Genomic DNA, 25,541 nt, shown 5'->3' on the forward strand with positions numbered 1-25,541 from the left:
GGAATGAAGGATTAGTTTTGGATATCTGCAACAAATGCAAGACGGGCCTGTGGACCGTTGTCAGCCATTGCCCGTACTGCGGTCACGCGGTGGCTGGCGCTGTCCGGGCAGCTGCGGCCGTGCCGCCGCCGCTGCCTGTTCCCGCGCCGGTACCAGCGCCCCCGCCGGTAGCGCCCAAGCCGCCGCCCGTGCCTGTGGCGCCTGTGCCGACGCCGAAACCGCCGCCGGTGCTGGTGTCCGCGCCGGCTGCCGTGCCGCCGCCAGCGCCGCCGAAGCCGGCCCAGCCGAAAGCCGTGCCGAAGCCCGTGCCGGCAGTTCCACCTGCGTCAACCGAAGCACCGCCACCGCCACGCAAGTGGCTGCGCTGGCTGGGCGGTATTGCCGTGCTGGCAGCCGTCATCGTTTACATGAATGGCAAGCCGGGCGGAAAGAATGAGTCGGCCTGTAATGACGCCATCGACAGTGGCTTGCAACTGGTGGCGAATGGCAGCCTGGACGGCGCCCGCCAGAAGCTGGCGACGGCGAAGAATGTGTGTACGGGCAAGTCCAGCGCCAAGGCGGACGACTTGCAGGCGGCCATCAGTAAGGCGGGCGCCGCATCGGGCAGCTGCCAGCGCGGCGTGCGCGCCATCGAGCGCAACATTGATGGCCATCAATTGCAAAGCGCGGCCAGGGGCATTGCCGCGCTCGACGCCGATTGCGCGGGCGCTGCCAGTGTGGATTCCCTGCGCAAACAGCTGGCGCGCCAGCAGGCGGCAGCCGCGTCCGTGCTGGTGGGAGTGCGCCAGGCGCTGGACGGCAAGGATGCGACGGCGGCAAGGAATGGCATCGCCAGGCTGGAAGCGATCGACCGCGAAGCGCTGGAATTGCCGCAGTTGAAGGCCGACGTGCAGGCGCTGTCGGCGCCCGCGGAGCCTGCCCCGGCGCCGGTGGAAACGGCACCGGCCCGCGCCGTGCCAGCGGAACCTGCGCCCGCGCGCGCGGTCGAACGTTCAGCGGTGGCCGAACGCCGTCCGCCGGAAACGTCGCCCGTCGATAGCGGCGCAGCCATGCGAAACGAGATGGCGCAATCGTTCTTGCGCGATGCCGAGCGTTCTTTGCTGGAAGGGAAGTTCGATGCGGCCAAGACGTATCTGGAAAGCGCGCGCCGCGTCGATCCGGGCAATGCGCGCATCGACAATCTGTCGCGCCGCATCCGCGAGCGCGAACGGCAAGTGCTGCAGACGGAAACAACGATCAATTAGCTATCTGGGGAATCACCATGCTGAACCACACCACCTTGCGCGCAGCCGCTGCGCTGACCATTGCGGCCATGCTGGCAGGCTGCGCCACGGCGCCGATGAACCCGAACGGCGTGCGTCAGGACAGTTCCTATCCGCAGGGTGGAAGCCAGGCGGCCACGGATGAGGACCCGTGCAGCATGGGCGCGACGGCGGCTGCTGGCGCGGCCGTGGGAGCGCTGCTGGGCGCGCTGGCGGGCGGCAAGAATAGCGCGCTGAAGGGCGCGGCCATCGGCGGCGGCCTGGCGGCGGCCGGTTGCCTGGCCATCAATGTCAATTCGCGCCAGACCAAGACGGCGGCGCAGGCGGACCGCGACTACATCCGCACACGCGGCGCGCTGCCGCGCGAACCGCAAGTGGTGTCGTACACGCCGCAGCTGAGCGCATCGACCGTCAAGCGCGGCCAGCCGTTCAAGGTTAATTCGGTGGTGGAGCTGGTCAACGGCAGCGCGCAAAGCGTCAACGACGTGCGCGAAGAGCTGGTGGTGCTCGACCCGCAAGGCCAGCCATTCAAGTCCGGCTCGAAAGCCCTGGCCAGCAACAACAAGTCGGGCGGGCGCTTTGAAAACTCGTTCGAGCTGACCTTGCCGGCCGGCGTGTCGCAGGGCGTGTATGGCGTCAAGACGAATCTGTACGTGAACGGCAAGCTGGCCGCGACGCGCGACCTGCGCACGCAGCTGGTGATGCTGGACGTGGATACGGGCGTTGACGCGCAGCTGGCGCTGCGCTGATTGCCGTATGCAAACGCGTAGGTCGGATTAGCGGGGTAAAGCCCCGCGTAATCCGACAACGCCACTAACGCCAACAATGTTGTCGGATTACGGCCCCTTGGGCCTGATCCGACCTACGCGCCGCCCTGGTAGCCATGCTGGCGCCAGGCTTCGTAGACGACGACGGCCACCGTATTCGACAGATTCAAGCTGCGGTTGTCCGGGCGCATCGGCAGGCGGATGCGTTGCTCTGCAGGAAAGCCGTCGCGCAGGGCCGGATCGAGGCCTTTCGTCTCGGAACCGAACACGAACACGTCGCCCGGCAGGAAGGCCACGTCGCCGAACGGGCGCGAGCCGCGCGTCGTCATGGCGAACATGCGGGCCGGGTCGGGCTGGGTGTCGGCCAGGAACGCTGCCCAGTTCTTGTGCACCTTCATCTTGGCGTAATCGTGGTAATCGAGGCCGGCGCGTTTCATCTTGGCATCGTCGAGCGGAAAGCCCAGCGGTTCGACCAGGTGCAGCTGCGCGCCCGTGTTCGCGCACAGGCGGATGACGTTGCCCGTATTGGGCGGGATTTCAGGTTCTACCAAAACAACGTGAAACAAAATGCTCTCCTTGGGTCTGTCTGTATCTAATATATAGCGAATTCAATGCGGCGGCGTGCGCGCCGCCACCAGTATGCTGACCCTGGCCGCGCCTTCGCTCTTGCAGGCGGCGGCCAGCGCGTTGACGGTGTGGCCGCTGCTCATCACGTCGTCGACGATGCCCACATGGCATCCTTGCAATAATGGCGCGTGTTCCGGCGCGATGGCGAACGCGTGCGCCAGGTTGGCTTGCCGCTCCTGCGGCGCCACGCCGCTTTGCGCCCGGGTTTCGCGCACCCGCAGCGCCAGGCGGGGCTGTAAATGCACGTGCAGCAGGCGCGCCAGCGGGCGGGCAATTTCCAGCGCCTGGTTAAAGCCCCGTTCGGCCAGCCGGGCCGGGCCCAGCGGCACCGGGCACAGCAACTGCGGCGCCTCCCAATCTGGCTGTTGCCGAATGGCAACATGCAGCAATTCTGCCAACAGGGGCGCCAGCGCCAGGCGCGCGCCGAATTTCAGCTGCAGCAGCAACTGGTCGACGGGCGCCGCATAATCAAACGCCGTGATGGTGGCGTCATACGCGGGCCGCTGGCGCAAACAGCGTCCGCACAGCGTTGCCACATCGTCGAGCGGATTGGCGCACTGGCGGCAGCGGTGCCGCAGCAGTCCCAGGTACTGTGCGCGGCAGGACGGGCACAGCACTTCCGGGCAGCCGATGCCGCACAGCGCGCATTGGGCCGGCAGCAAGGTGGCGCCCAGCCACAGCCACAGCCGCAGCGCCTGCCACGCGGCATCAAGGCGGTGCTGGGTGGCGGTCCGCATCGCGATGGCGTCGTTCCATGTACACTGCCGACATTATCTCACCTCACCAGATTCAACATGCCAGTTCCCACCAGTCCGCCCAAAATGAGTGCGCCCATCGATGCGGTGCAAGTACGCGATTTCTTTTCCCGTCCGGCGCGCATCGCGCCGTCGGACTTCCTGCGCCGCGAAGTGTCGGCACGCATGCACGAGCGCCTGGAGCTGGTGAAAATCACGCCGCACCGTGTGCTTGACGCCGGCTGCGGCCCCGGTGCGGACCTGGCGCAGCTGCAAAAGGATTATCCCGCCGCGCAGATTATCGGTCTCGATGCAGCGCAAGCGATGATGCAGGCGGCGCGCGCGCCCGCGTCGAAACTGGCCAGCCTGAACCAGTTCCTCAGCAAGCTCTTGCCGGCCAAGGCGGGCGTGGATCTGCTGTGCGGCGACCTCGGCGACCTGCCGCTGGCGCAGGGCAGCATCGACCTCGTGTGGTCCAACCTGGCGCTGCACTGGCATGCCCAGCCCGACCGCGTGTTTGCCGAATGGCGGCGCGCGCTGCGCCTCGATGGCTTGCTGATGTTTTCCTGTTTCGGTCCCGACACCTTCCGCGAAGTGCGCGACGCCTTTGCCGAGGCCGATTTATATCCGCACGCCTTGCCCTTCGTCGACATGCACGACTTTGGCGACATGCTGGTCGAGACGGGTTTTTCCACGCCCGTGTTGGATATGGAAATCATCACCGTCACCTACGATACGGCGGAAAAACTGCTGGCGGACGTGCGCGCCTTCGGCGGCAATCCGCTGACCACGCGCCGGCGCGGCCTGATGGGCAAGGCGGCCTGGCAGCGCATGCTGGCCGCGCTGGAAAAGATGCGCCGTCCCGACGGCAAGCTGGGCCTGAGTTTCGAGGTGATTTATGGCCACGCCTTCCGTCCCGCGCCGCGCGTGACGCGCAATGGCGAGGCGATCATCCGCTTTGATTTGCCGAGAAAGCCCAAATAAAAGGCTAAAGAAACCGACACTTGGTCGCATTCGCGCATGGATGCAGCAGCAAGCGTTGCAAAGCGCGCGGCGGCCAGGAAAAGGGCGCGCACAAAGCCGATTATTGCTTGATGGATTCAAGTTTACTTGATTATAATCGTTGATTGTTTGTCAGCTTGCTAAGTAGAAAAAACAAGGGCTGCATACAAAATAAAAAAAACAAAGCAAGACTAATTCGAAGTTACTGCATTAGTATAGTAACCATCTTCCACACAAGGCCATTTCAGTGTGGGGAAGAAAAACAGGGTTCCAGCATGGTTGCGCGTCGCCGTTTTTGCTGCGGCAGCCAGCATGGAATTCGCTGGTGCTTGACGCACATGGCCGTATTCTGGCCGTGTTGCTTTCATGGAGGAGCGGCAGCGGTCCAGTACGGAGAAGTCCGCAGCCGTTTAAAATATCATTATTTTTGGGTGGTTGGGGAAAACATGACACATGCAAAGCGACTTCAATCGTTGCTGCTCGGGCTGTCTTTGACAGCGTTTGGCATCGGGCGATGGGCCACGGCGGCACCGGCTGCCGGCACCTATCCCGGCACCGGCGGTCCCGTGCCGTTCGAAATGAATCTGCAACCGCCGGCGACACAGATCGCCCATGAAATCTACGATTTGCACACCCTGATGATGATCATCTGCCTGGTGATCTTCGTGGCCGTGTTCGGCGTCATGTTTTATTCCATCTTCAAGCACCGCAAGTCCCTGGGCCACAAGCCGGCCACTTTCCACGAAAGCACCACCGTCGAGATCGCCTGGACCGTCGTGCCTTTCCTGATCGTCATCGGCATGGCCCTGCCTGCCACGCGCACCGTCGTCGGCATGAAGGACACCTCGAACGCCGACATCACCATCAAGGCCACCGGGATGCAGTGGAAATGGGGCTATGACTACCTGAAAGGCGAGGGCGAAGGCATTTCCTTCCTCTCCAACCTGGCCACGCCGCGCTCGCAAGTGGGCGCGCCAGGCGTGCCGCCGACGGAAAAGCGGGGCGAAAACTACCTGATCGAAGTCGATAACGAAGTTGTCGTGCCGGTCAACAAGAAGATCCGCGTGGTGCTGACGGCCAACGACGTCATCCACGCCTGGTCCGTGCCCGCCTTCGGCGTCAAGCAGGATGCGATTCCCGGCTTCGTGCGCGACACCTGGTTCAAGGCCGACCATATCGGCACCTTCCGCGGCAATTGCGCCGAGCTGTGCGGCAAGGAACACGCGTTCATGCCCATCGTCGTCAAGGTCGTCTCCGCCGATGACTACAAGGCCTGGGTTGATGTAAAACAAAAGGAAATGGCGGCATTGGCTGATGATCCAAGCAAGGTGTGGACCATCGACGAGTTGAAGGTCAAGGGCGAGAAAGTGTATGCGGCCAACTGCGTGGTCTGCCACCAGGCGACAGGCAAGGGCGTGCCCGGTGCATTCGCGCCGCTGGACGGCTCGGCCGTGGTGAACGGTCCGAAAGCGGAACAGATCCATGTCTTGCTGAACGGGCAAAAGAGCGGCAAGTATCCGGCGGAAATGCCAGCCTGGAAACAGCTGTCCGACACGGAAATTGCCGCAGTGATCACTTACACGCGCAATACCTGGTCGAACAAGGCCGAAGAGAACATCGTTCAACCAGCCGAAATCGTGGCTGCACGCAAGTAATTAGGAGTCGCATATGAGTACTAGCACGAGCACTAGCACCTTGGACCACGCCGGTCACGATCACGACCATGCCCACGATCATCCCACTGGCTACCGCCGCTGGCTGTTTGCCACCAACCACAAGGATATCGGTACTTTGTACCTGTGGTTCTCGTTCATCATGCTGCTGTCGGGCGGCGTGCTGGCCCTGATGATCCGGACGGAACTGTTTCACCCAGGCTTGCAATTCTTTCACCCGGAATTTTTCAATCAACTGACCACCATGCACGGCCTGGTGATGGTGTTTGGCGCCATCATGCCAGCCTTCGTCGGCTACGCCAACTGGATGATCCCGCTGCAAGTGGGCGCGTCCGACATGGCCTTTGCCCGCATGAACAACTTCTCGTTCTGGCTGCTGCCGCCGGCCGCCATCCTGCTGGCCACGTCCTTCCTCGTGCCGGGCGGCGCCACGGCTGCCGGCTGGACCCTGTATGCGCCGCTGTCGACGCAGATGGGCCCCGGCATGGACATGGCGATTTTTGCCATGCACCTGATGGGCGCCTCGTCCATCATGGGTTCGATCAACATCATCGTCACCATCCTGAACATGCGCGCACCGGGCATGACCCTGATGAAAATGCCGATGTTCTGCTGGACCTGGCTGATTACCGCGTATCTGTTGATCGCCGTCATGCCCGTGCTGGCTGGCGCCATTACCATGACCCTGACGGACCGCCATTTCGGCACGTCCTTCTTTAATGCGGCAGGCGGCGGCGACCCCGTCATGTACCAGCACATCTTCTGGTTCTTCGGCCATCCCGAGGTCTACATCATGATTCTGCCGGCTTTCGGCATCGTCTCGCAGATCCTGCCGGCGTTTGCCCGCAAGCCCCTGTTCGGCTACGCATCGATGGTCTACGCTACCGCTTCCATCGCGATTCTGTCGTTTATCGTCTGGGCGCACCACATGTTTACCACCGGCATGCCGGTGACCAGCCAGCTGTTCTTCATGTACGCGACCATGCTGATCGCCGTGCCGACGGGCGTGAAAGTGTTCAACTGGATCGCCACGATGTGGAAGGGTTCCATGACGTTCGAAACGCCGATGCTGTTCTCGGTCGGCTTCATCTTCGTGTTTACCATGGGTGGCTTCACGGGCCTGATCCTGGCCGTCACGCCGATCGACATCCAGTTGCAGGATACCTATTATGTGGTGGCGCATTTCCACTACGTGCTGGTGGCCGGTTCGCTGTTTGCCCTATTTGCCGGCTTCTACTACTGGTCGCCGAAATGGACGGGCCACATGTACAACGAGACGCGCGGCAAGATCCACTTCTGGCTGTCCCTGATCACGTTCAACGTGACCTTCTTCCCGATGCACTTCCTGGGCCTGGCCGGCATGCCGCGCCGCTACGCCGACTATCCGGCGCAGTTCACCGACTTCAACATGATCGCCTCGATCGGCGGCTTCGGTTTTGGCCTGATGCAGGTGTACTTCCTGTTCTTCGTGGTCTTGCCGACCATCCGCGGCGGCAAGGCTGCGCCAGCGAAACCATGGGAAGGCGCGGAAGGCCTGGAATGGACCGTGCCGAGCCCGGCGCCTTTCCACACGTTTGAAACGCCGCCGACAGTGAAATAAGGTATCCCGGGCCGGCGTGTTCCGCGGCCCGTCTTGAATAAAGTGCCTGTCATGACCGAACGTAAAAAACCGAACAACCTGCGTACCGGGCTGATACTGGGGGCCCTGGCGGCCTTCTTCTTCCTGTCCGTATTCGTCAAGCGCATGTGGCTCTGACGTGACGACGCCCGACCAACAGGAAACACGCGGCCTGAACCGCAAGATGCTGGGCAAGCTGCTCGTCATTGCGGTGCTGATGTTCGGCTTTGGCTATGCCCTGATTCCCGTCTACAAGCAGATTTGCGAAGTGATGGGCATCAACGTGCTGACGCAAAAAGATGGCACGGTGGCCTACGACAACAATACACAGGTCGACACGACGCGCAGCATCACCGTCGAGTTCGACGGCAATGCGCAGGGGCCATGGCGCTTCCGCCCGACGGTGTCGAGCATGCAGGTGCATCCGGGCGAACTGGTGACCGTCATGTATGAAGTGGTCAACACGCAAAACCGCGTCGTCAACGCGCAAGCCATCCCCAGCTACGCGCCACAGAGCGCCACGCCGCATTTCAAGAAGGTCGAGTGCTTCTGTTTCAAGCAGCAGACCTTGAAACCGAAGGAAGCGCGGCAGATGCCGGTGGTGTTCTTCCTCGATCCGGCCCTGCCGAAAGAGGTGAAAACCATCACCCTGTCGTACACGTTTTTCGAGATAGCCGGTCTGAGCCAGGCTCAGACGCCGGCCGTCCAATAGGAGAGTGGCATGGGCGAATCCAAGCAGCCTGAAAAAGCGTCGTTCCTGTATTCGCTGCGGGCCGTCGTGTGGTCATTCACGGGACTGCGCCGCAAGAGCGATTTCGACACGGATTCGGCCAAGCTCAACCCCGTGCACATCGTCATCGCCGGTTTCCTGGTGGTGGCTTGCCTGATCGGCATATTGATTTCGATTGTCAAATTCGTCGTTTTATAAATTATAAAAAACCACCCTATAAGTTTTTGAGGAGATGATGATGAGTTCCAACCACGCCGCCGTACCTTATTATTTTGTGCCCGGCCCGTCGCGCTGGCCCATGCTGGGCGGCGCCAGCCTGCTGCTGACCATGATCGGCGCCTCGGCCTGGGTCAACGACGTTTCCTGGGGCCCGTACCTGAATTACCTGGGTCTGGCCGGCATCCTGCTGGTGCTGTATTTCTGGTTCGGCGACGCCATCAGCGAATCGGAACAGGGCCTGTACAGCGAGCGCATCGACCACTCCTTCCGCTGGAGCATGAGCTGGTTCATCTTTTCGGAAGTCATGTTCTTCGCCGCCTTCTTCGGCGCCCTGTTCTACGCGCGCAGCATCTCCATGCCGTGGCTGGCCGACCTTGACCACAAGGTGATCTGGCCCGATTTCGCCGCCCACTGGGGCAATACGGGCCCGGCTGGCACGGTGCAGGAATTCACCACCATGACGCCGTTCTGGATTCCGACCATCAACACGGCCTTGCTGCTGCTGTCGGGCGTGACCCTGACCATTTCGCACCATGCGCTGCGCGCCGGCCACCGCGGCATGACGGCCCTGTTCCTGTTCGCCACGATCTTGCTGGGCGCCATCTTCATGGGCTTCCAGGTGTATGAATACATCCACGCTTATAGCGAACTGAACTTGAAATTGACGTCGGGCATCTACGGCGCCACCTTCTTCATGCTGACGGGTTTCCACGGCTTCCACGTGACCCTGGGCGCCATCATGCTGTCCGTCATCCTGTACCGCGTGCTGAAAGGCCACTTTACGCCCGAGCACCACTTCGGCTTCGAAGGCGCCGCCTGGTATTGGCACTTTGTCGACGTCGTCTGGCTGGGCCTGTACGTGGTCGTGTATTGGTTATAATGGCGGGGCAGGGCGCGCGTTGTTGAGGGGCGCGCCGGCACCATAAAAAAAGCCGTACCGGGACATCCTGGGTACGGCTTTTTTCTTAGTCTGAAGAATTTGCCAATCAGGCAAGAAGCTTAGTGTATGCCCGTCGGCTGGATATAGCCGAGCTTGTGCGCCAGCAGGATCAGCAAAAACAGGGTGATCGACAAGCCCACGCGCAGGGCCAGCGCTTGCACGGTGCGGTTGCTCTTGCCCTTGTCGCGCATGAGGAAGAACAGGGCCGAGCCCAGGCTGCCCAGAATCAGGATGAAGGCAATGGCAACGAGGATTTTCATGGATGGTAGCGCCTGGCTTGAGGAGGTTTCATTGTAATGCGTATCCGCTTCCATTTTAGATGGATTCCATTTGTTGTAATGCTGCTACTGGTGGCCCTGGGGTGCTCTTTGGCGCAATGGCAGCAGCGCCGTGGCGACGAGAAAGTCGCCCGCGCCGCCCGGCTCGAGGCGGGCAACCTGGCCGCACCGCTGGCATTGACGGCCGCGCCCATGCTGCCGGCCGATGCGCAAGCGATCGAATATCGCCGGATCACCGTCACCGGCCATTTCGTGCCCGCCTGGACCGTGTACCTGGACAACCGCCCCTACAAAGGGCAAGCGGGCTTCCACGTGCTCACACCATTCCAGATCGACGGTTCTGCCATGCACGTGCTGGTGGCGCAGGGCTGGTTGCCGCGCAACAATGCCGAGCGCACGCGCATTCCCGATTACGCCACGCCGGCCGGCACGGTGACGATTTCCGGCATCGCGCGGCTGAATGCGGGCCATGTGATGGAACTGGGCACGGCACCGGCCCTGGCGCCGCACGCCATCGTGCAAAATGCCGATATCGCCCAGCTGGCCCAGGCGAGCGTCCTGGCCTTGCAGCCATTTATTCTCGAACAAACGGCTGATTCAGTGGATCCTTCAGCGACGGCGCCAGCATCCGGCCAGCTTCCCGTGCGCGACTGGCCGGCGCCCGACTTGGGCGCCGACAAGCACCGCGGCTATGCATTCCAGTGGTATGCACTGGCACTGATGGCCTTTCTATTTTTTGTCTTTACAGGATTTCGACGTGCAAACAAACAGCCCTGACACAACGCAAGACAGCACCAATAAACAGGCACAAAATACGGGACGGTGGAAATTGCTGGCCGTCGTTGTCGTGTGCGCGTTTCCCATCATCGCCTCGTATTTCACGTATTACATCATCAAGCCCACGGGCCGCAACAATTACGGCGCCCTGATCGACCCGCGTTTGCACCCGATACCGGAAGCGCAATTGCAGGTGACGGAACTGGACGGCAAGGCGGCACCGCTGGCGCAATTCAAGGGCAAGTGGGTGCTGCTGCAAACGGGGCCATCCGATTGCCAGGAAGCATGCAAGAAGCAATTGTTTGACATGCAACAACTGCGCCTCATGCAGGGCAAGGAACGCGAACGCCTGGAACGGGTCTGGCTGGTGACGGATGCCCAGCCGCTTGACACCCTGGTGATGCGCGAATTCGACGGCACAAGCATGCTGCGCGTTAATAGCGACGCCTTGAAAGCGTGGTTGCCCGTGGAGCCGGGCGGCAAGACCAGCGACCATTTTTATTTGATCGATCCGCTGGGCAATCTGATGATGCGCTTCCCGAAAGACGCGGACCCGAACAAGATCAAGAAAGACATCGCCAAGCTGCTCAAAGCTTCGGCGATCGGTTGAGGAGTCTGCATGCCGACGATGCATCTCTCCGCGCTGGCACAGCTGGGCTTGACGGGTCTGCTGGTGGCGCTGCTGCCGCTGACCATGGTCTGGGTGTCCGCGGACGCCAATAAATACCGCAAGCTCGTGTGGATCGCCGTCTTCCTGACGGTCGACCTGATCATGTTTGGCGGCTTTACGCGCCTGTCCGATTCCGGCCTGGGCTGCCCGGACTGGCCAGGCTGCTATGGCTCGGCCAATCCTTTCCTCGCGCATGAGCACATCGTGGCGGCGGAAACCCTGATGCCGACGGGGCCCGTCACGGTGGTGAAGGCGTGGATTGAAATGACGCACCGCTACCTGGCCATGGCCATCGGCGTCTTGATCGTGGCGATGATGGTGCAGGCGTGGCGCCAGTGGAAGAAAAGCAAACGCGAGGAATTCGCTCCCGCGCTGCCGACGGCGCTGTTTTTGTTCGTCTGCCTGCAGGGCGCGTTCGGCGCCTGGACCGTCACCCTGAAGCTGCAACCGGTGATCGTCACCATCCACTTGCTGCTGGGCATGGGCTTGCTGGCCATGCTGACGTGGCTGGGCGGACGCCAGGACCATGCCGTGGCACCAATCAAGCGCGCCGATGCGGACGCTGCCGTGCTGCGCCCCGTGCGCGCGCTGGCGATTTTTTCGCTCGTGCTGCTGACCGTGCAGATCGCGCTGGGCGGCTGGGTGAGCACCAACTACGCCACGCTGGCCTGCACGGATTTCCCCCTGTGCGGCGGCAAGGTGATTCCGGAGATGGATTTCGAGCATGGTTTTCATCTGTGGCGCGAGCTGGGCAAGACGGCCGCCGGCCATTATCTGCCGTTTTCCGCGCTGACGGCCATCCACTGGGTGCACCGCAATTTCGCCTTCATCGTGCTCGCTGGCATCGGCTACACGGTGTTTCGCGCGTGGAAACTGCCGTCCTTGCGCGGCACGGCCCGCTGGGTGGCGCTGGTGCTGGCACTGCAGGCGGCCACGGGCCTGGCGACCATCTACCTGAGCTGGCCATTGTCGATTGCCGTCATGCATAACGGCGGGGCGGCGCTGCTCGTCTTATTGCTGACCATGTTAAACTACAAGGCTAAATTCCAACTCGATGTAGCGCGGAAATCTGCTTCCGCCGCCGCGCCAGTGCCCTCGGCACCAGCCAGTCCTTCCCGTATCGCATAAATGACTACTCAGACCATCAGCCGTAAACCATCCCCCCGCATCGCCCAGTATTGGGCGCTGACCAAGCCCCGCGTGACGCAACTGGCCGTGTTTTGCGCCGTCATCGGCATGTTCCTGGCCAGCGAGGAGTTGCCGGACTGGCACGCGGTGGTGTTCGGCACCATCGGCATCTGGCTGCTGGCCGGCGCCGCGTTTGCCGTCAATTGCCTGGCCGAGCGCGAAATCGACGCGCGCATGGCCCGCACGGCGCGCCGCCCGATGGCCATGGGCGACATCACGGTGAAACAGACGGTGGTATTCGCGCTGGTGATCGGCGGCCTGGGCATGGCGATCCTGTATCACCTGGTCAATCCGCTGACCATGTGGCTGACCTTTGTCACCTTTGTCGGCTATGCCCTGATCTACACCATGGTGCTCAAACCCGCGACGCCGCAAAACATCGTCATCGGCGGCCTGTCCGGCGCCATGCCGCCCGCGCTGGGCTGGGCCGCCGTCGCCAACGACGTGCCGATGCAGGCGTGGCTGCTGGTCCTGATCATCTTTGTCTGGACGCCGCCGCACTTCTGGGCCCTGGCCATGTACCGCCGCGACGATTACGCGCGCTCGGGCTTGCCCATGCTGCCCGTCACGCACGGCTTGAAATTCACGCAATTCCACGTCTGGCTGTACTCGATCGCGCTGGCCGCCACCACCTTGCTGCCGTACGCCGTGCGCATGAGCGGCCTGATCTACCTGGCTTCGGCCGTGGTGCTCAACGCCGGCTTCCTGTATTACGCGTGGAAGATGTACCGCCACTACACGGATTTGATCGCGCGCAAGGCGTTTACGTTTTCCATCATCTACCTGGCCTTGCTGTTCGCGGCCTTGCTGGTCGACCACTACATTCCATTGGGATCATGAAAAAATACCTGACTCTGTTGCTGGCGGCCGCGCTGGTCGCCGCCCTGGCCGGCTGCGGCAAGCCTGCCGCGCCAAAGCTGGCCTTCAAGAACACGGACGTGACGGGCCTCGGCTACGCGCGCGAGTTCGCGCTGACGGACCACACGGGCCATCCGCGCACCCTGGCCGACTACAAGGGCAAGCTGGTGCTGATGTTCTTCGGCTACACGCAATGCCCGGACGTGTGTCCCACCACCATGGCCGACATGGCGCAGGTGATGCAGGAAATGGGCCCGCAGGCGGACCAGGTGCAAGTGCTGTTCGTCACCGTCGACCCCGAGCGCGACACGCAAGCCTTGCTGGCCGAATACGTGCCGGCCTTCGACAAGCGCTTCGTGGGACTGTATGGCGATGCGGCCGCGACGGCCAAGGTAGCCAAGGAATTCAAGGTGTATTACGCCAAGGTCGAGGGCGAGACGGACGAGAGCTACACGGTCGACCACATGGCCGGCACCTATGTCTTCGACCGCGAAGGCAAGATCCGCCTGTTCGTGCGCCACGGCGAAAAGCCTGCCGCCATCGCGCACGATCTTAAACTTCTGCTATCCTGACCTGATCGCGCCCCCGGGCGCCATCTTCAGGATACGCAGTACATGGATAAACGTTTCGAGCCGCACGCCCGCCTGGCAGCCATCATCTTTTTGTTGATCGGCTGCTTTTTCGTCTTGCGGCCCTTCCTCGCCGCCATGCTGTTTGCCGCCTGCGTGGGCATTTCCAGCTGGCCCCTGTATCTGCTGCTGCTCGAACGCCTGAAAGGCCGGCGCAACTGGGCGGCCGCCATCATGACCCTGTCCTTGATCCTGGTCATCGTGCTGCCGCTGGCACTCGTCACCTACAACCTGGCCGACAATGTGTCGCGCATCTATGAACAGTTGCGCACGGCGCTGGAGTCGGGCGGCCTGCATCCGCCTGCCTGGCTGGCCAGCATTCCCGTGGTGGGCGAAACCATCGCTGGCTACGTGGAGCGCCTGCTGGCTGACCGCGAGGAATTATTGAATTTGGGCAAGACGATGCTGGAACCGGCGCGCCATTTCCTCGCTTCCGGCGGCATCCTGCTGGGCACGGGCCTGGCGCAGACCAGCCTGGCCGTGTTCGTCAGCTTCTTCCTCTACCGCGATGGCCAGCAGCTGAGCCGTGCCCTGATGACGGGCGCCGGCCGCATCATCGGCGACAGCGCGCCCGGCGTGGGCCTGACCATCAGCCGCACCGTGCGCGGCGTCATGTACGGCTTGCTGGGCACGGCGCTGGCGCAAGCCCTGGTGGCCGTGGTGGGTTTCCTGATTGCCGGCGTGCCGGCCGTGGCGCTGTTGGGCGTGGCCACCTTCATCTTTTCGCTGATTCCCGTGGGGCCGCCGCTGATCTGGGGCGGCGCCGCCATCTGGCTGTTCAATGACGGCCAGACGGGCTGGGGCATCTTCATGCTGGTGTGGGGCGGTTTGCTGATCAGCGGCGTGGACAATGTGGTCAAGCCCATGCTGATCAGCCGCGGCAGCAGCCTGCCCTTCCTGCTGGTGCTGCTCGGTGTGCTGGGCGGCGTGCTGGCCTTCGGCTTCGTCGGCATTTTCATCGGCCCGACCCTGCTGGCGGTACTGTACAGCTTGCTGCAAACGTGGACGGTGGGCGAGACCACTGTGCCGCAGGGAAAAGATACCCTGACGAGCAAGAAGTAATCAGTCGCGCAAGTCCGCGTCGAGGTCCCGTTCCTGCTTCGGAATCACCTTGATCAGCACGATGCGGGGCCCGTTCATCTTCTTGACGACGATGTCGAAGTCGACAAAGGTGATGCGCTGGCCCTGCTTCGGAATGTCGCCCAGCTTGACCATGATCAAGCCGCCCACCGATTCCACGTCGTCCAGCCCCAGTTCCTCGTTTTCGATATCGATGCCGAGGATGCGTTCGAGCGAGAAGATGGGCAGGCTGGCCTTGCCGATCAGGGTACCGTCGCTTTGCTTGAGCCAGTCGTTTTCATTGCGGCGGAATTCATCGCGGATTTCGCCGACCATGGCGCCGAGCAAGTTATCCAGAGTGATGAACCCCAGCGGGCGCTTGCCCTTTTCGCCGATCAGGGCGAAGTGGGGCGCGCCGTCGCGGAAGCGGCGGAACAGTTCCAGCGCCGGCGTGCGCGCGGAAATGATGTCGACGGGACGCAGAAACGGCGTGAGCGAGGTGATCGGCTTGCCTGCCTGCTGGGCAAAGAACAGGTCTTTCAAGTGCACCACGCCCAGCACGTCGTCTTCATTCATGTCGAAATACGGGTAGCGGCTGAAGCGGTTGCGCAGCACCGTGTCGAGGTTTTCTTCCAGGGTGTTTGAAGCGTGCAGGGCGATCACTTCATTGATCGGGCGCATCAGGTCCGACACCGTCATCTGTTCGAAATCAAGCGATTGCGCCAGGATGTTGCGCTCGTCGCGCGTGAATTTCTCGCCCGGCTGGCTGGTGCGCAGGATCAGTTTCAATTCCTCGGATGAATAATGGGCGTCGTGGCCGCCCTTGCCGGACAGGCCCGCCATGCGCAGCACCCAGTTGGCGCTGGCGTTGAGCAGGTAGATGGCCGGATACATGGCCCAGTAAAAACCGTACAGGGGAATCGCGCTCCACAGGCCGACGGCTTCCGGGTTGCGGATGGCCATCGATTTGGGCGCCAGTTCGCCCACGACGATATGCAGGAAGGAAATCACGCTGAAGGCAACGACAAACGAGACGCCGTGGATCAGCTCTTGCGAGGTGACGCCGATGGCGCCGAACAGCGGTTCGAGCAAGCCGGCAAACGCCGGTTCGCCGACCCAGCCCAGGCCCAGCGAAGCGAGAGTGATGCCCAGCTGGCAGGCGGACAGGTAGGCGTCCAGCTGGCCATGCACCTTGGCCAGGATGCGGCCCCGCAATCCCTGTGTCTTGGCGATGGCGCGGATGCGTGTGCGCCGCAAGGTGACGATGCCAAATTCGGCGGCAACAAAAAAACCGTTCAGCGCGACCAGGAAGAGGGCGAGCAGGACTAGCAAGACATTGTGCATGGGGGCGCTGAAGATGGGCTGTAAAAACGACATCTTAAACGACGAAGGGCGCCATAGCCTAATTTAGCCGCGCTCGCCGCCCGTGCAGGCGTGCGGGCGCGGCAGGTTTTTCACGCTTGTTCAGCCTTTGGCCGCCGTTTGCGGCCCGCCGCGCATGGCAAACACCATGACGGCCGAGACGATGGCGGGAATGGCGACGACGAGGAAAATCGTGCTGTTGGGCCAGTTCAGGCGGATCAGCTCGCCACCGAGCACGGGACCGATGATGGAGCCGATGCGCCCGATGCCCAGGCTCCAGCCGATGCCCGTCGAACGCAGGGTGGTCGGATAGTAGCTGGCCGCGAGGGCGTTGACGGCCGGCTGGCCGCCCACCACGCAAAAACCGGCGATGAAGATCGTGATGAACAGGAAAGCGAGCGAGACGTCCGGACGGCCGATCAGGGCAATCGCCACGGCGGCGACGAGGAAGCATGGCAGCAGGATGCGGCGGAAGCTGGAGCGGTCGATCAGCTGGCCCATGACCAGGGTGCCGATGGTGCCGCCCACTTGCAGGGCCGTGCCGGCCAGCACGGCGTTGGCCGTGGACAAGCCCGCTTCCTTGGCAATCGTCGGCAACCAGTTGGACAGGAAATACAAGTTGAGCAAGTTCATGAAGTTGATGACCCACAGCAGGATCGTCATCTTTGCGCGGCCGCCCGTAAACAATTGCAGCACGGGCGCACCCTTGTGCTCTTTCTCGTGCACGAGGTATTGCGTGTCGGCCGTGATGGTGACCGTCGGGTCGATGCGTTTCAGCCACTTGGCGACTTTATCCAGCTTGCGTTTCTTGAGCACCAGGAATTGCATCGATTCCGGCAGCAGGAAGAACATCAGCACGCCGATGGCGAGCGGCACCACGCCGCCCACGTAAAACACGGATTGCCAGCCGAATGCGGGAATCAGCGCGGCGGACAATAAACCGCCGAGCACGGCGCCCAGGGTAAAGCCGCACGAGACCAGCATCATCAGGGTGACTTTCTTGCGCAGGGGGCTGTATTCGCCGGCCAGCGCCATGGCGTTCGGCATCACGGCGCCCAGGCCCAGGCCCGTGATGAAACGGATCAGCTGCAATTGCTCGATGGTGGTGGCCAGCGGCGTGACCAGCATGCACAGCGAAAAGAAGATGGTCGAGCCGATCAGCACGGGGCGGCGGCCGAACTTGTCGGCCGTGATGCTGAAGACGAGCGAGCCGACCAGCATGCCCAGGAGACCCGCGCCGAACACGGGGCCCAGGTTAGCCTTGCTCACATGCCAGTCGGCAATGATGGCGGGCGCCACATAGCCCATGGCCTGCACGTCGAAGCCATCCATGATGACGCACAGCCCGCACAGGATCAGCATGCCGATCTGGAAGGAGCCGATCTTGTTGTTATTGATGAGATCTGGAATATCGATCGTCGTGCCTGCCGTGGACATGGTGTCGCTCCTGTTTTTATGGTGATCGCGCCCTGCCGGCGAGGGACGGGCGCGTGTTTGTCTCAGGCTTTATTACAATCGCTTTTGATTGATTATTCAAACGTTATTTTCGAATGGATTTATCGGATTAACTAATGAATGTGGCGCAAAAGTAATCTTGCCTGCATGCTAAGATCGCGCCATGAAAAATCTTCTCAGCCACTTTCTTGCCTTGCAAGCCAGTCTGCCGGCGCACGGTCCCGGTTTCAGCGCGCTGATCCAGCGCGACGGCGAGACCTTATTGGAACTGCATCATGGCCTGGCGTGTCTGGAACTGGGCGTGCCCCTGACGGCGCAGTCGCGCTACTACCTGGCGTCGGAATCGAAGCAATTCACGGCCGCCTGCGTGCTCGACCTGGTGCGCCAGGGTGCCATCGGCCTCGACGATGACGTGGCGCCCCATCTGCCCGAAGTGCGCCAGTTCGGCGCCGTCATCACGGTGCGTCAATTGTTGAATCACACCAGCGGCATTCCCGATTATTTCGATTACCTGGCATGCCAGCTGGGCCGCCACGACAGCGATTATTTTGACAATGCGCTGCTGCTGCGCCTGATCGCGCGGATGGAGGATCTGACATTTCCGCCCGGTAGCGCGCATGCCTACAGCAATTGCAATTACATCTTGCTGGCCAAGCTGGTGGAAGCGCTCGCCGGCCAGCCGCTGGCGGCGCAGGCGCGCGAACGCCTGTTCGCGCCGCTGGGCATGCACGCCACGGCCTTCGATGTCGACCGGCAAGCTGTCATGCCCCAGCGCGTGCGCAGTTATAGCGTTGATCCCGCGCAGGCGGGCGGTTATCGCCAGCACCTGGGCAATGCGAATACGGTCGGTGACGGCGGCGTGTATGCCTCGCTGCACGACTTGGCCCTGTGGGAGCGCGACTGGCAGCGCCAGTACCGCGATCCGTCCAGCCTGGTGCGCGCGCAGCTGGCGGAAACGCCGGGCCCCGATGGCCTGAGCTGGTCCTACCGCTACGGGCTGGAGCAAATCGGACATGGCGGACGCACGGTGGTGTTCCATGACGGCGGACTGTGGGGTTTCCGGGCCTTGCTGCTGCGCGTGCCCGAGGCGGGCCTGTCCGTGATCCAGCTGGCGAATGTGGACAGTTGCGAGCCGGACCAGGCGGCCTGGCTGGCGGCCATCGCTGCCGACCTGGGCGACTGATCAGTGTCGGCTCGGCACGGCTGCCAATATGACATCGAGTGCCGGGTGCATGATCTTGCGCTCGTTCGAGATGACGTAAAACTGCTCGCGCAGGGACGAGGCGTCGCCGACCAGCACGGCGCCAAATTGCTCCTCGATGTCGGCGGCCAGGCTGGCGGACGCGAAGAACAGGCCCAGGCCCTTGCGGCCGAACGCGTTGAGCATGGCGTTATCCTCGAATTCGCCGACCACATCGGGGCGCACGCCTTGCTGCACCATCCACTCGTCGATGCGCCCGCGCAGGGCGTTATTGCGCGCCGGCAGCAGGAAGGGGGCGCCACTCAGGCGGTGCGGGAAATCCTCGCGGTAGCGCTCGGCCAGAGCGGGGATGGCGAACAGCTTCATGGCGCTCTCTCCCCACAAGTGGCTGGACACGCGCAGGCTGGCGCCGGCCGGCACGGCACGGTCCGTCAAGACCAGGTCCAGCTTGTGCAGGGCCAGGTCGGCCAGCAAGGATTCGAATTCATCTTCCAGGCACACGAGCTTGACGGGCTTGTCCAGGCTGCGCGTGGCGTCGAGCATGCGATACGCCATCAGTTTCGGCAGCGAGTCGGAAATGCCTACCGTCAGGCGCATCTTTTCCGCGTCGGTGTCGGCCAGCGCTTCCTGCATCTGTTCGCCCAGCAGGAAAATCTGGTCCGCGTAGCCGAGCGCCAGGCGGCCCGCTTCCGTCGGCACCAGGCGCCGTCCCTGCGGCTGCAGCAGCGACTTGCCCAGTTCCTTTTCCAGCAAGGCCAGCTGCGTGCTGATGGTTTGCACGGCCAGTCCCAGCCGCTCGGCCGCGCGCGTCACACCACCTTCCTTGGCGACCACCCAAAAGAAGTACAAATGACGGTAATTGAAGCCCGTGGTTTTCATCGCGCAGTCCTATCTTCTGTTTTTACGAAGTAATGCTTCTATTATCTTCTATTTTTAAATGTGTCACACGTCCCTATACTACGTTCCATTGAATTTGGATAAAGGGGAACTATCGATGAAACATTTCAGAGTGTCATTTCTAGTGACATTTATCTGTCTGGGCATTTCCGCCTGGTGGGGTTACACGCACGGTGGCGTGCAGACGATGCTGGCGGCGCTCGGTATCGCGGTGATCCTGGGCGTGATGGAAGTCTCGCTGTCGTTCGACAACGCGGTGGTCAATGCTTCGGTGCTGAAGAATTGGGACAAGTTCTGGCAGGGCCTGTTCCTGGGCGTCGGTATCATCATCGCCGTCTTCGGCATGCGTCTGGTATTCCCGCTGGTCATCGTGGCGCAAGCGGCGGACCTGGGTTTGATGGAAGTATGGAATCTGGCACTGAGCAATCCTGAACAGTACTCGATGCACTTGACGAATCACCATGCGGAAGTGGCGGCCTTCGGCGGCATCTTCCTGCTGCTGGTGTTCCTGAACTTCCTGCTGGACTCGGAAAAAGAAACGCACTGGCTGGGCCGTATTGAAGAAAAACTGGGCGCGCTGGGCAAGATCTCCTCGATTTCCGTGATGATCGCGCTGGGCACCCTGATGGCCAGCCTGTCGATGATCGAAGAAGGGCAGAAACTGGTGGTGCTGACGGCCGGCCTGTGGGGTATCTTGACCTACGTGGGCGTCGATGTGGTCAGCGGCTTGCTGGAAGGCGATAACGGCGACGGCAACGTGGGCGACATCGTCAAGCGCGGCGGTATTGGCGGCTTCCTGTACCTGGAAGTGCTCGATGCTTCGTTCAGCTTTGACGGCGTGATCGGCGCGTTTGCCATCACCAAGGATGTCGTGATCATCATGCTGGGCCTGGCTATCGGCGCGATGTTCGTGCGCTCGATGACGGTGTTCCTGGTCCGCAAGGGCACGCTCGACGAGTTCGTTTATCTGGAGCACGGCGCGCACTATGCGATCGGTATTCTGGCCGTGATCATGTTGGTCAGCATGAAGTTCCATATTCCCGAGATATTCACGGGTCTGATCGGGGTGGCCTTCATTCTCGCCTCGCTGTGGTCGTCGATCCGCTACAAGCGCAGGATGGCGCTTGAAGAAGGCCAGGCGGAAGCGCTGGAACCGGCCAAGGCAGCAGCAGTGTAAAGAATGCGCGGCAAACGACTACACCGGTTTGTCGGCAAGTTGTAGCAAGCGTCGCCGCCGGCCTGGGGAGTCAGGCCGGTGGAGGACGCCAGGTGTTTGGTCATATACAACCCACATAGGAGAAATACATCATGGCAATCAGTCTGCAAAAAGGCGGCAACGTCAACCTGAGCAAGGAAGCCCCTGGCATTTCGAAGATGATCATCGGCCTGGGCTGGGATGCCCGCGCCACCGATGGCGCCGCGTTCGACATCGACGGTTCCGTGTTCCTGTTGAAGGCCGACGGCAAGGTTCGCGCCGACGTCGACATGATTTTCTATAACAACCTGAAATCGAGCGACGGTTCCGTCACCCACTCGGGCGACAACACCACCGGCGCCGGCGATGGCGATGATGAAACCGTCATCGTCGACCTGGCCACCGTGCCAGCCGAGATCGACAAGATCGCCGTCTGCGTCACGATTCACGATGCCGAAGCGCGCAAGCAAAACTTTGGTATGGTATCGAAGGCGTATGTACGCTGCGTGAATGCCAATGGCAACACGGAAATCGCCCGCTTCGACCTGTCGGAAGACGGTTCGGCGGAAACGGCCATGGTCTTCGGCGAAATCTACCGCAATGGCGCCGATTGGAAATTCAAGGCCATCGGCCAGGGCTATAAAGGCGGCCTGGGCCCACTCGCCGCCTCTTTTGGCGTCGGCGTGTAAGGTAGCCACACCAAACCTACTGCGCGGTGCGCTTTGCGGCCGGCGATGCTCACCGGCTCGGCGCCCCCGTACTAAAGTACGGTTGCGCTTCTCGGCCACAAATCACATCCGCTCGCTACGGTTTTGTGCGGCACCGTTATTCTGTAGTAAGGGCGGTTTAGCCCGACCATCATCATCGTTGAGGAAGGAACAGTCAGATGCCAGTTTTTAGTATTACCGGGGACGTCGATCCGTTCCTGCATGTGTCGCTTGCCAAGGGCGAGAAGATTTATTGCGAATCCAACGCGATGGTGATGATGGAAACCAATCTTGAGCTGAAAGGCAAGATGACCGGCGGCATAGGCGCCGCGCTGATGCGCACCTTTGCCAACGGGGAATCGTTCTTTCAGCAGCATATCGAGGCCATGCGGGGCGATGGCGATTGCTTGCTGTCGCCCACCTTGCCTGGCGCGATGCGGGTGCTCGAGGTTGGCGCCCAACAATACATGATCAGCGACGGCGCTTTCGTGGCGGCCACGTCTGGCGTGGAATTGAAGGTGCGCACGCAAAGCCTTGGCAATGCGCTGTTTGCCCAGAGCGGTGGTTTTTTCATCACCGAGACGGCAGGCAGCGGCCAGTTGGCGGTGTCCGGTTTTGGCGCGATGTCGATACTGGAAGTGACGCCTGGCAAGGACGTGGTGATCGATAACTCGCACGTCGTATGCTGGGACAACCGCCTGCAATACGAAATTTCCATGACGACCGGCAGCAGCGGCGGCTTTCTGGGTAACCTGATCAATAGCCAGACCAGCGGCGAGGGCATGGTACTGAAGTTTTCAGGCACGGGAAAAATCCTCGTGTGTTCGCGCAACCGCGCGGCCTTCCTCGCCTGGACCCAAAGCAAGCCGGCGTAGTTAGCAGTTGATGCAACCAACCAAACAGGAGCAATGCGTATGTCTGTCAATTTGAGCAAAGGCCAGAAGATTTCTCTGGACAAAGAAGCTGGTACCACCCTGACCCGTATCACCATGGGCCTGGGCTGGGATGCGGCCAAGACCAAGGGTTTCCTCGGTTTCGGTTCGAAGACGGAAGCCGTCGACCTGGACGCGTCGTGCGTCATGTTCGATGAGAACAAGAGCACGTCCGACATTGTCTGGTTCCGCCAGCTGAAAAGCAAGGACGGCAGCATCGTCCACACGGGCGACAACCGCACGGGCGCGGGAGATGGCGACGACGAACAGATCAATGTCGATCTGTCGAAAGTGCCGGCGAACGTGAAAAGCCTGGTCTTCACCGTCAACAGCTTTACTGGCCAGAACTTCTCGCAGGTGGAAAACGCTTATTGCCGCATCTTGAATGCCAGCAATAACCAGGAAGTCGCGCGTTTCAACCTGTCTGTGCAAGGTTCCCACACGGCACAGATCATGGCCAAGCTGTACCGCCATAACGGCGAATGGAAGATGCACGCCATCGGAGAAAACGGCAACGGTCGCACGTTTGACGACTTAATGCCCCAGATTTCCGTGCATCTATAAAGGTCTGGCCAAATCTGCTGCGCGCCGCGATTTGCGGCCTGTGATGCTCACTGTGCATTCGCACAGCTGCGCTTCTCGGCTGCAACTCGCATTCGCTCGCGACGATTTTGCCAGACTTTATTAAGGAGCAGTACGCAGCGGGCGGGGGACGGACCGGATACCGGCCCTTGTCCGCTGCTCTATATTGAAGGAGAGTATGTCGTGATGCGATTGCTGATAGCCTTGCTACTTCCGTGTCTCACGTTTTTCATGCTGGGGCGCCCGCTGGCCGGTGCCGCCGCCTTGATCTTGCAGTGCACTGTGATCGGCTGGGCGCCGGCGGCCCTGTGGGCCCTGTACACGGTGAACCAGCATAAAACGGAGCAGGAACTGGAAGGTGCGTTAAGCCGCAGCTACATGCGCAGGCGTAGTCGGTTGATCTAGATCAGCCGGGCGCTTGGAATCCTTGCGCTAAAGCCCGCACGAGCGATCGTGCGGGCTTTTTTGTGGGCGCTCACTTCTTGCAGCGTATCGGCACGTTCACGGAATTGCCGTCCGAACTCAGGTTGCGGTACTGCAAATCTTCGCTTTCGATGGCAAAGCGGGGCACGGCGTGCACATAGCGCTGCTTGCAGACGGTGTCGTCATTGATCAGCTGGCCCGCCAGCATGTAGTCGCACAGGGCAAAGCGCGATTCTTCGTCGTCGAGGATCAGCACGCGCGCGGCGCTGTACAGGGCCGATTGCAGTACTTCCGGGCTGCAATTTTCCGGACCCGTCAGCTTCAGATGGGTTTTCGTTTGCGTGGCCAGGCGTTGCAGCTTGACGAGGGCGGCGCGCTCTTCCTTGCGCGCACTGTCGACGTGCACGTCTTCGCTGGCCAGGCGCAGCGCCAATGAGGCGATCTGGTCGATGGAAATATGCCAGGCAAAGCCTTCCAGCCGCGTGCGGATCTGGCCGGGCAAGGGATCGGCCGCATCGACTTCGCAGCGGTACTGGCCCAGGTGGGGGCGGCACAGCACGGGAATGGCAAAGGCCGAGGTGCGCTTGCCCTTCACGAATTTCTGGCTCAGGTCGCCAAAGTTTTCATGCGTGATGGTATCGAAGCGGGCTTGGCCAAAGCCCATCTTGACGAGGTTTTCCTTGCGCTGGCGCGAGAACAGGGCGTCGACGGCATCGTAGATATTCTTGTTGAAGATGCGGTCCAGCGGCTGGCGCTCGTCCGACATCTTTTCAAACACGGCGCTGGAATTGGGCGCGTTGGCATCGATGGAAAGGAGGATGAATGGCTTGCTGTTCAGGCGCGGCGGCACGACGGCCATGTCGTTGCCGTACAGCTGTGTCAGGGCCACGTCCCACAGGGTTTCCACGCCCAGGTTGTCGGCCGCGCCGCCATCGAACAAATGCACGTACGACGGTGATTCGCGCGATTCGGAGCCGAGTTCCGGCACGAAACTGTTTTTCGGGCGGAAGCGCTCGAAGGTGACGGAATCGAACACGCCGGGAAACGCGGCCGAGGTGGCTACGGCCGTGGCCAGGCGGATATCCTGGATCGGCGAATGCAGGGTGCTGTAAAAATACTCGTAGGAAAACACCACGCGCTTGCCGCCATCGGTGGCGTCCGTTGCGTTGGCCAGGAAGATGGGGCCGTCGTGCGGCAAGTCCTGGTAGGTTTTCTTGTCGTACAGCACATCGTCGAGCACGTCGGACAGGAACGAGGTGCGCGTCTTGTTCGTCAACAACATCGTCGTCAGGTTGGCGGGTTTCAAGATGGTCTGGCCAAAGAAATCCGTTTTCAGCTTGCTGCGCAGCAAGGGCCAGTCCGTCTGCTTGCCATGCAGTGCATAGTAGCCGCCCGCGATGGCGCCGCCCGACACGCCGGAAATGGCCGAGGCGCCGCTGACGAGGCCGAACTGTTCCAGCTGTTCCAGCGAGGCAGCCGAGAAATTGGCTGCGCGGCTGCCCCCGCCGGACAGGGCGATGCCGATGAAGTGGTCATTCGGCATGGGATTCTGGATGCGCGCCTTGGGCGCGTCGATGCGCAGGCGCGGGGTTTCCTGCACGGTAAACGTGCGGTTTTCGACGCCGCGGTTGGGGCGCAGGGCGAGTACCGTGCAGCCGCTCAGCAGCGCAACGAGGATAAATGGGACGAACAAGCGTGGATTCATGCGTGATCTGTGCGTAGTCATTGGTTGGGATACGGACGGAAACGTGTGGGA

28 protein-coding genes are annotated in these 25,541 nt (G+C 61.6%); 21 read left to right on the top strand and 7 right to left on the bottom strand.

The features are described from left to right. Positions 1–17: 17 nt before the first annotated feature. On the top strand, positions 18–1,244 hold the full coding sequence (locus tag BLT98_RS29300) for a hypothetical protein (RefSeq protein ID WP_170846502.1): 1,227 nt from the start codon (positions 18–20) through the stop codon (positions 1,242–1,244). Between the two features lie 17 nt (positions 1,245–1,261). Next, the gene (locus tag BLT98_RS29305; protein WP_092612900.1) at positions 1,262–2,011 is read left to right on the top strand and encodes a hypothetical protein; all 750 of its coding nucleotides are present in this window, start codon (positions 1,262–1,264) and stop codon (positions 2,009–2,011) included. A 113-nt stretch (positions 2,012–2,124) separates the two neighbouring features. Here the strand turns inward: BLT98_RS29305 and trmL are convergent, their stop codons facing one another. Both trmL and BLT98_RS26045 read right to left on the bottom strand, forming a co-directional pair. Beyond that, entirely contained in the window at positions 2,125–2,595 is a 471-nt protein-coding gene (gene trmL / locus BLT98_RS26040; RefSeq protein ID WP_034784868.1) for a tRNA (uridine(34)/cytosine(34)/5-carboxymethylaminomethyluridine(34)-2'-O)-methyltransferase TrmL, read from the bottom strand. A 42-nt stretch (positions 2,596–2,637) separates the two neighbouring features. After that, positions 2,638–3,393, bottom strand: coding sequence for a ComF family protein (locus BLT98_RS26045; RefSeq protein ID WP_092612903.1), 756 nt, complete (start codon positions 3,391–3,393; stop codon positions 2,638–2,640). A 57-nt stretch (positions 3,394–3,450) separates the two neighbouring features. On the opposite strand from BLT98_RS26045, the gene BLT98_RS26050 reads away from it, so the two are divergent. The 7 genes from BLT98_RS26050 to BLT98_RS26075 all read left to right on the top strand — a co-directional run bounded on the left by BLT98_RS26050 (position 3,451) and on the right by BLT98_RS26075 (position 9,512). Beyond that, positions 3,451–4,374 (top strand): methyltransferase domain-containing protein, encoded by a 924-nt coding sequence (locus BLT98_RS26050; RefSeq protein WP_034784870.1) that lies wholly within the window; start codon positions 3,451–3,453, stop codon positions 4,372–4,374. 464 nt (positions 4,375–4,838) lie between these two features. Continuing rightward, positions 4,839–6,047 (top strand): cytochrome c oxidase subunit II, encoded by a 1,209-nt coding sequence (gene coxB, locus BLT98_RS26055; protein ID WP_034784872.1) that lies wholly within the window; start codon positions 4,839–4,841, stop codon positions 6,045–6,047. A gap of 13 nt (positions 6,048–6,060) precedes the next feature. Then, a complete protein-coding gene (gene ctaD, locus BLT98_RS26060) occupies positions 6,061–7,665 on the top strand; it encodes a cytochrome c oxidase subunit I (RefSeq protein WP_034784874.1) in 1,605 nt (534 codons plus the stop codon). Between the two features lie 51 nt (positions 7,666–7,716). Further along, positions 7,717–7,821, top strand: a complete 105-nt coding sequence (locus BLT98_RS29375; protein ID WP_211551746.1) for a cytochrome oxidase small assembly protein — start codon at positions 7,717–7,719, stop codon at positions 7,819–7,821. Between the two features lies 1 nt (position 7,822). After that, complete coding sequence (locus BLT98_RS26065) at positions 7,823–8,395, top strand: cytochrome c oxidase assembly protein (RefSeq protein ID WP_034784875.1); 573 nt, start codon at positions 7,823–7,825, stop codon at positions 8,393–8,395. A gap of 9 nt (positions 8,396–8,404) precedes the next feature. Continuing rightward, entirely contained in the window at positions 8,405–8,611 is a 207-nt protein-coding gene (locus BLT98_RS26070) for a DUF2970 domain-containing protein (RefSeq protein WP_034749002.1), read from the top strand. 40 nt (positions 8,612–8,651) lie between these two features. Then, positions 8,652–9,512, top strand: a complete 861-nt coding sequence (locus BLT98_RS26075; RefSeq protein WP_034784877.1) for a cytochrome c oxidase subunit 3 — start codon at positions 8,652–8,654, stop codon at positions 9,510–9,512. Positions 9,513–9,631: 119 nt separating this feature from the next. On the opposite strand, the gene BLT98_RS26080 is transcribed toward BLT98_RS26075, so the two are convergent. Beyond that, the gene (locus BLT98_RS26080) at positions 9,632–9,832 is read right to left on the bottom strand and encodes a twin transmembrane helix small protein (RefSeq protein ID WP_034748996.1); all 201 of its coding nucleotides are present in this window, start codon (positions 9,830–9,832) and stop codon (positions 9,632–9,634) included. 36 nt (positions 9,833–9,868) lie between these two features. Between BLT98_RS26080 and BLT98_RS26085 the strand changes: the two genes are divergently transcribed. From BLT98_RS26085 to BLT98_RS26110, 6 genes are read left to right on the top strand one after another with little or no spacing between them, the layout of a single operon-like run. Beyond that, positions 9,869–10,627 carry an SURF1 family protein gene (locus BLT98_RS26085; protein ID WP_092612906.1) on the top strand — a complete coding sequence of 253 codons (759 nt, stop codon included), beginning with the start codon at positions 9,869–9,871 and terminating at the stop codon, positions 10,625–10,627. Beyond that, complete coding sequence (locus tag BLT98_RS26090) at positions 10,608–11,237, top strand: SCO family protein (protein ID WP_092612909.1); 630 nt, start codon at positions 10,608–10,610, stop codon at positions 11,235–11,237. Before BLT98_RS26085 ends, BLT98_RS26090 begins: the two co-directional genes overlap by 20 nt. 18 nt (positions 11,238–11,255) lie before the next feature. After that, a complete protein-coding gene (locus BLT98_RS26095) occupies positions 11,256–12,425 on the top strand; it encodes a COX15/CtaA family protein (protein ID WP_034785373.1) in 1,170 nt (389 codons plus the stop codon). After that, a complete protein-coding gene (gene cyoE, locus BLT98_RS26100) occupies positions 12,426–13,325 on the top strand; it encodes a heme o synthase (RefSeq protein ID WP_092612912.1) in 900 nt (299 codons plus the stop codon). It begins immediately after the preceding gene. Continuing rightward, positions 13,322–13,915, top strand: a complete 594-nt coding sequence (locus tag BLT98_RS26105) for an SCO family protein (RefSeq protein WP_092612914.1) — start codon at positions 13,322–13,324, stop codon at positions 13,913–13,915. The genes cyoE and BLT98_RS26105 overlap by 4 nt, the downstream gene beginning before the upstream one ends. Before the next feature lie 42 nt (positions 13,916–13,957). Beyond that, a complete protein-coding gene (locus BLT98_RS26110; protein WP_034784887.1) occupies positions 13,958–15,034 on the top strand; it encodes an AI-2E family transporter in 1,077 nt (358 codons plus the stop codon). On the opposite strand, the gene BLT98_RS26115 is transcribed toward BLT98_RS26110, so the two are convergent. Together BLT98_RS26115 and BLT98_RS26120 are read right to left on the bottom strand one after the other, a co-directional pair. Continuing rightward, complete coding sequence (locus tag BLT98_RS26115) at positions 15,035–16,375, bottom strand: hemolysin family protein (protein ID WP_034785374.1); 1,341 nt, start codon at positions 16,373–16,375, stop codon at positions 15,035–15,037. A 120-nt stretch (positions 16,376–16,495) separates the two neighbouring features. Beyond that, positions 16,496–17,830 (bottom strand): MFS transporter, encoded by a 1,335-nt coding sequence (locus BLT98_RS26120; RefSeq protein WP_034784889.1) that lies wholly within the window; start codon positions 17,828–17,830, stop codon positions 16,496–16,498. Between the two features lie 181 nt (positions 17,831–18,011). Between BLT98_RS26120 and BLT98_RS26125 the strand changes: the two genes are divergently transcribed. Beyond that, entirely contained in the window at positions 18,012–19,031 is a 1,020-nt protein-coding gene (locus BLT98_RS26125; protein WP_092612917.1) for a serine hydrolase domain-containing protein, read from the top strand. On the opposite strand, the gene nhaR is transcribed toward BLT98_RS26125, so the two are convergent. Beyond that, entirely contained in the window at positions 19,032–19,928 is an 897-nt protein-coding gene (nhaR, locus tag BLT98_RS26130; protein WP_070258811.1) for a transcriptional activator NhaR, read from the bottom strand. Positions 19,929–20,043: 115 nt separating this feature from the next. On the opposite strand from nhaR, the gene BLT98_RS26135 reads away from it, so the two are divergent. The 5 genes from BLT98_RS26135 (at position 20,044) to BLT98_RS26155 (ending at position 23,767) form a co-directional block, all read left to right on the top strand. Beyond that, on the top strand, positions 20,044–21,123 hold the full coding sequence (locus BLT98_RS26135) for a DUF475 domain-containing protein (RefSeq protein ID WP_092612920.1): 1,080 nt from the start codon (positions 20,044–20,046) through the stop codon (positions 21,121–21,123). Between the two features lie 131 nt (positions 21,124–21,254). Further along, positions 21,255–21,830 (top strand): TerD family protein, encoded by a 576-nt coding sequence (locus tag BLT98_RS26140; RefSeq protein ID WP_034784897.1) that lies wholly within the window; start codon positions 21,255–21,257, stop codon positions 21,828–21,830. A gap of 197 nt (positions 21,831–22,027) precedes the next feature. Beyond that, positions 22,028–22,723, top strand: coding sequence for a TIGR00266 family protein (locus tag BLT98_RS26145; RefSeq protein WP_070258816.1), 696 nt, complete (start codon positions 22,028–22,030; stop codon positions 22,721–22,723). Positions 22,724–22,762: 39 nt separating this feature from the next. Beyond that, the gene (locus BLT98_RS26150; RefSeq protein ID WP_034784902.1) at positions 22,763–23,344 is read left to right on the top strand and encodes a TerD family protein; all 582 of its coding nucleotides are present in this window, start codon (positions 22,763–22,765) and stop codon (positions 23,342–23,344) included. 204 nt (positions 23,345–23,548) lie between these two features. Next, positions 23,549–23,767, top strand: a complete 219-nt coding sequence (locus tag BLT98_RS26155; RefSeq protein WP_034784905.1) for a hypothetical protein — start codon at positions 23,549–23,551, stop codon at positions 23,765–23,767. A 70-nt stretch (positions 23,768–23,837) separates the two neighbouring features. Here BLT98_RS26155 and BLT98_RS26160 read toward each other — a convergent pair whose 3' ends face one another. Then, on the bottom strand, positions 23,838–25,490 hold the full coding sequence (locus BLT98_RS26160; protein ID WP_170846503.1) for a patatin-like phospholipase family protein: 1,653 nt from the start codon (positions 25,488–25,490) through the stop codon (positions 23,838–23,840). Positions 25,491–25,541 lie beyond the last annotated feature (51 nt).

It is taken from the genome of Janthinobacterium sp. YR213 (assembly GCF_900099875.1).
GTDB classification, from domain to species: domain Bacteria; phylum Pseudomonadota; class Gammaproteobacteria; order Burkholderiales; family Burkholderiaceae_D; genus Janthinobacterium; species Janthinobacterium lividum.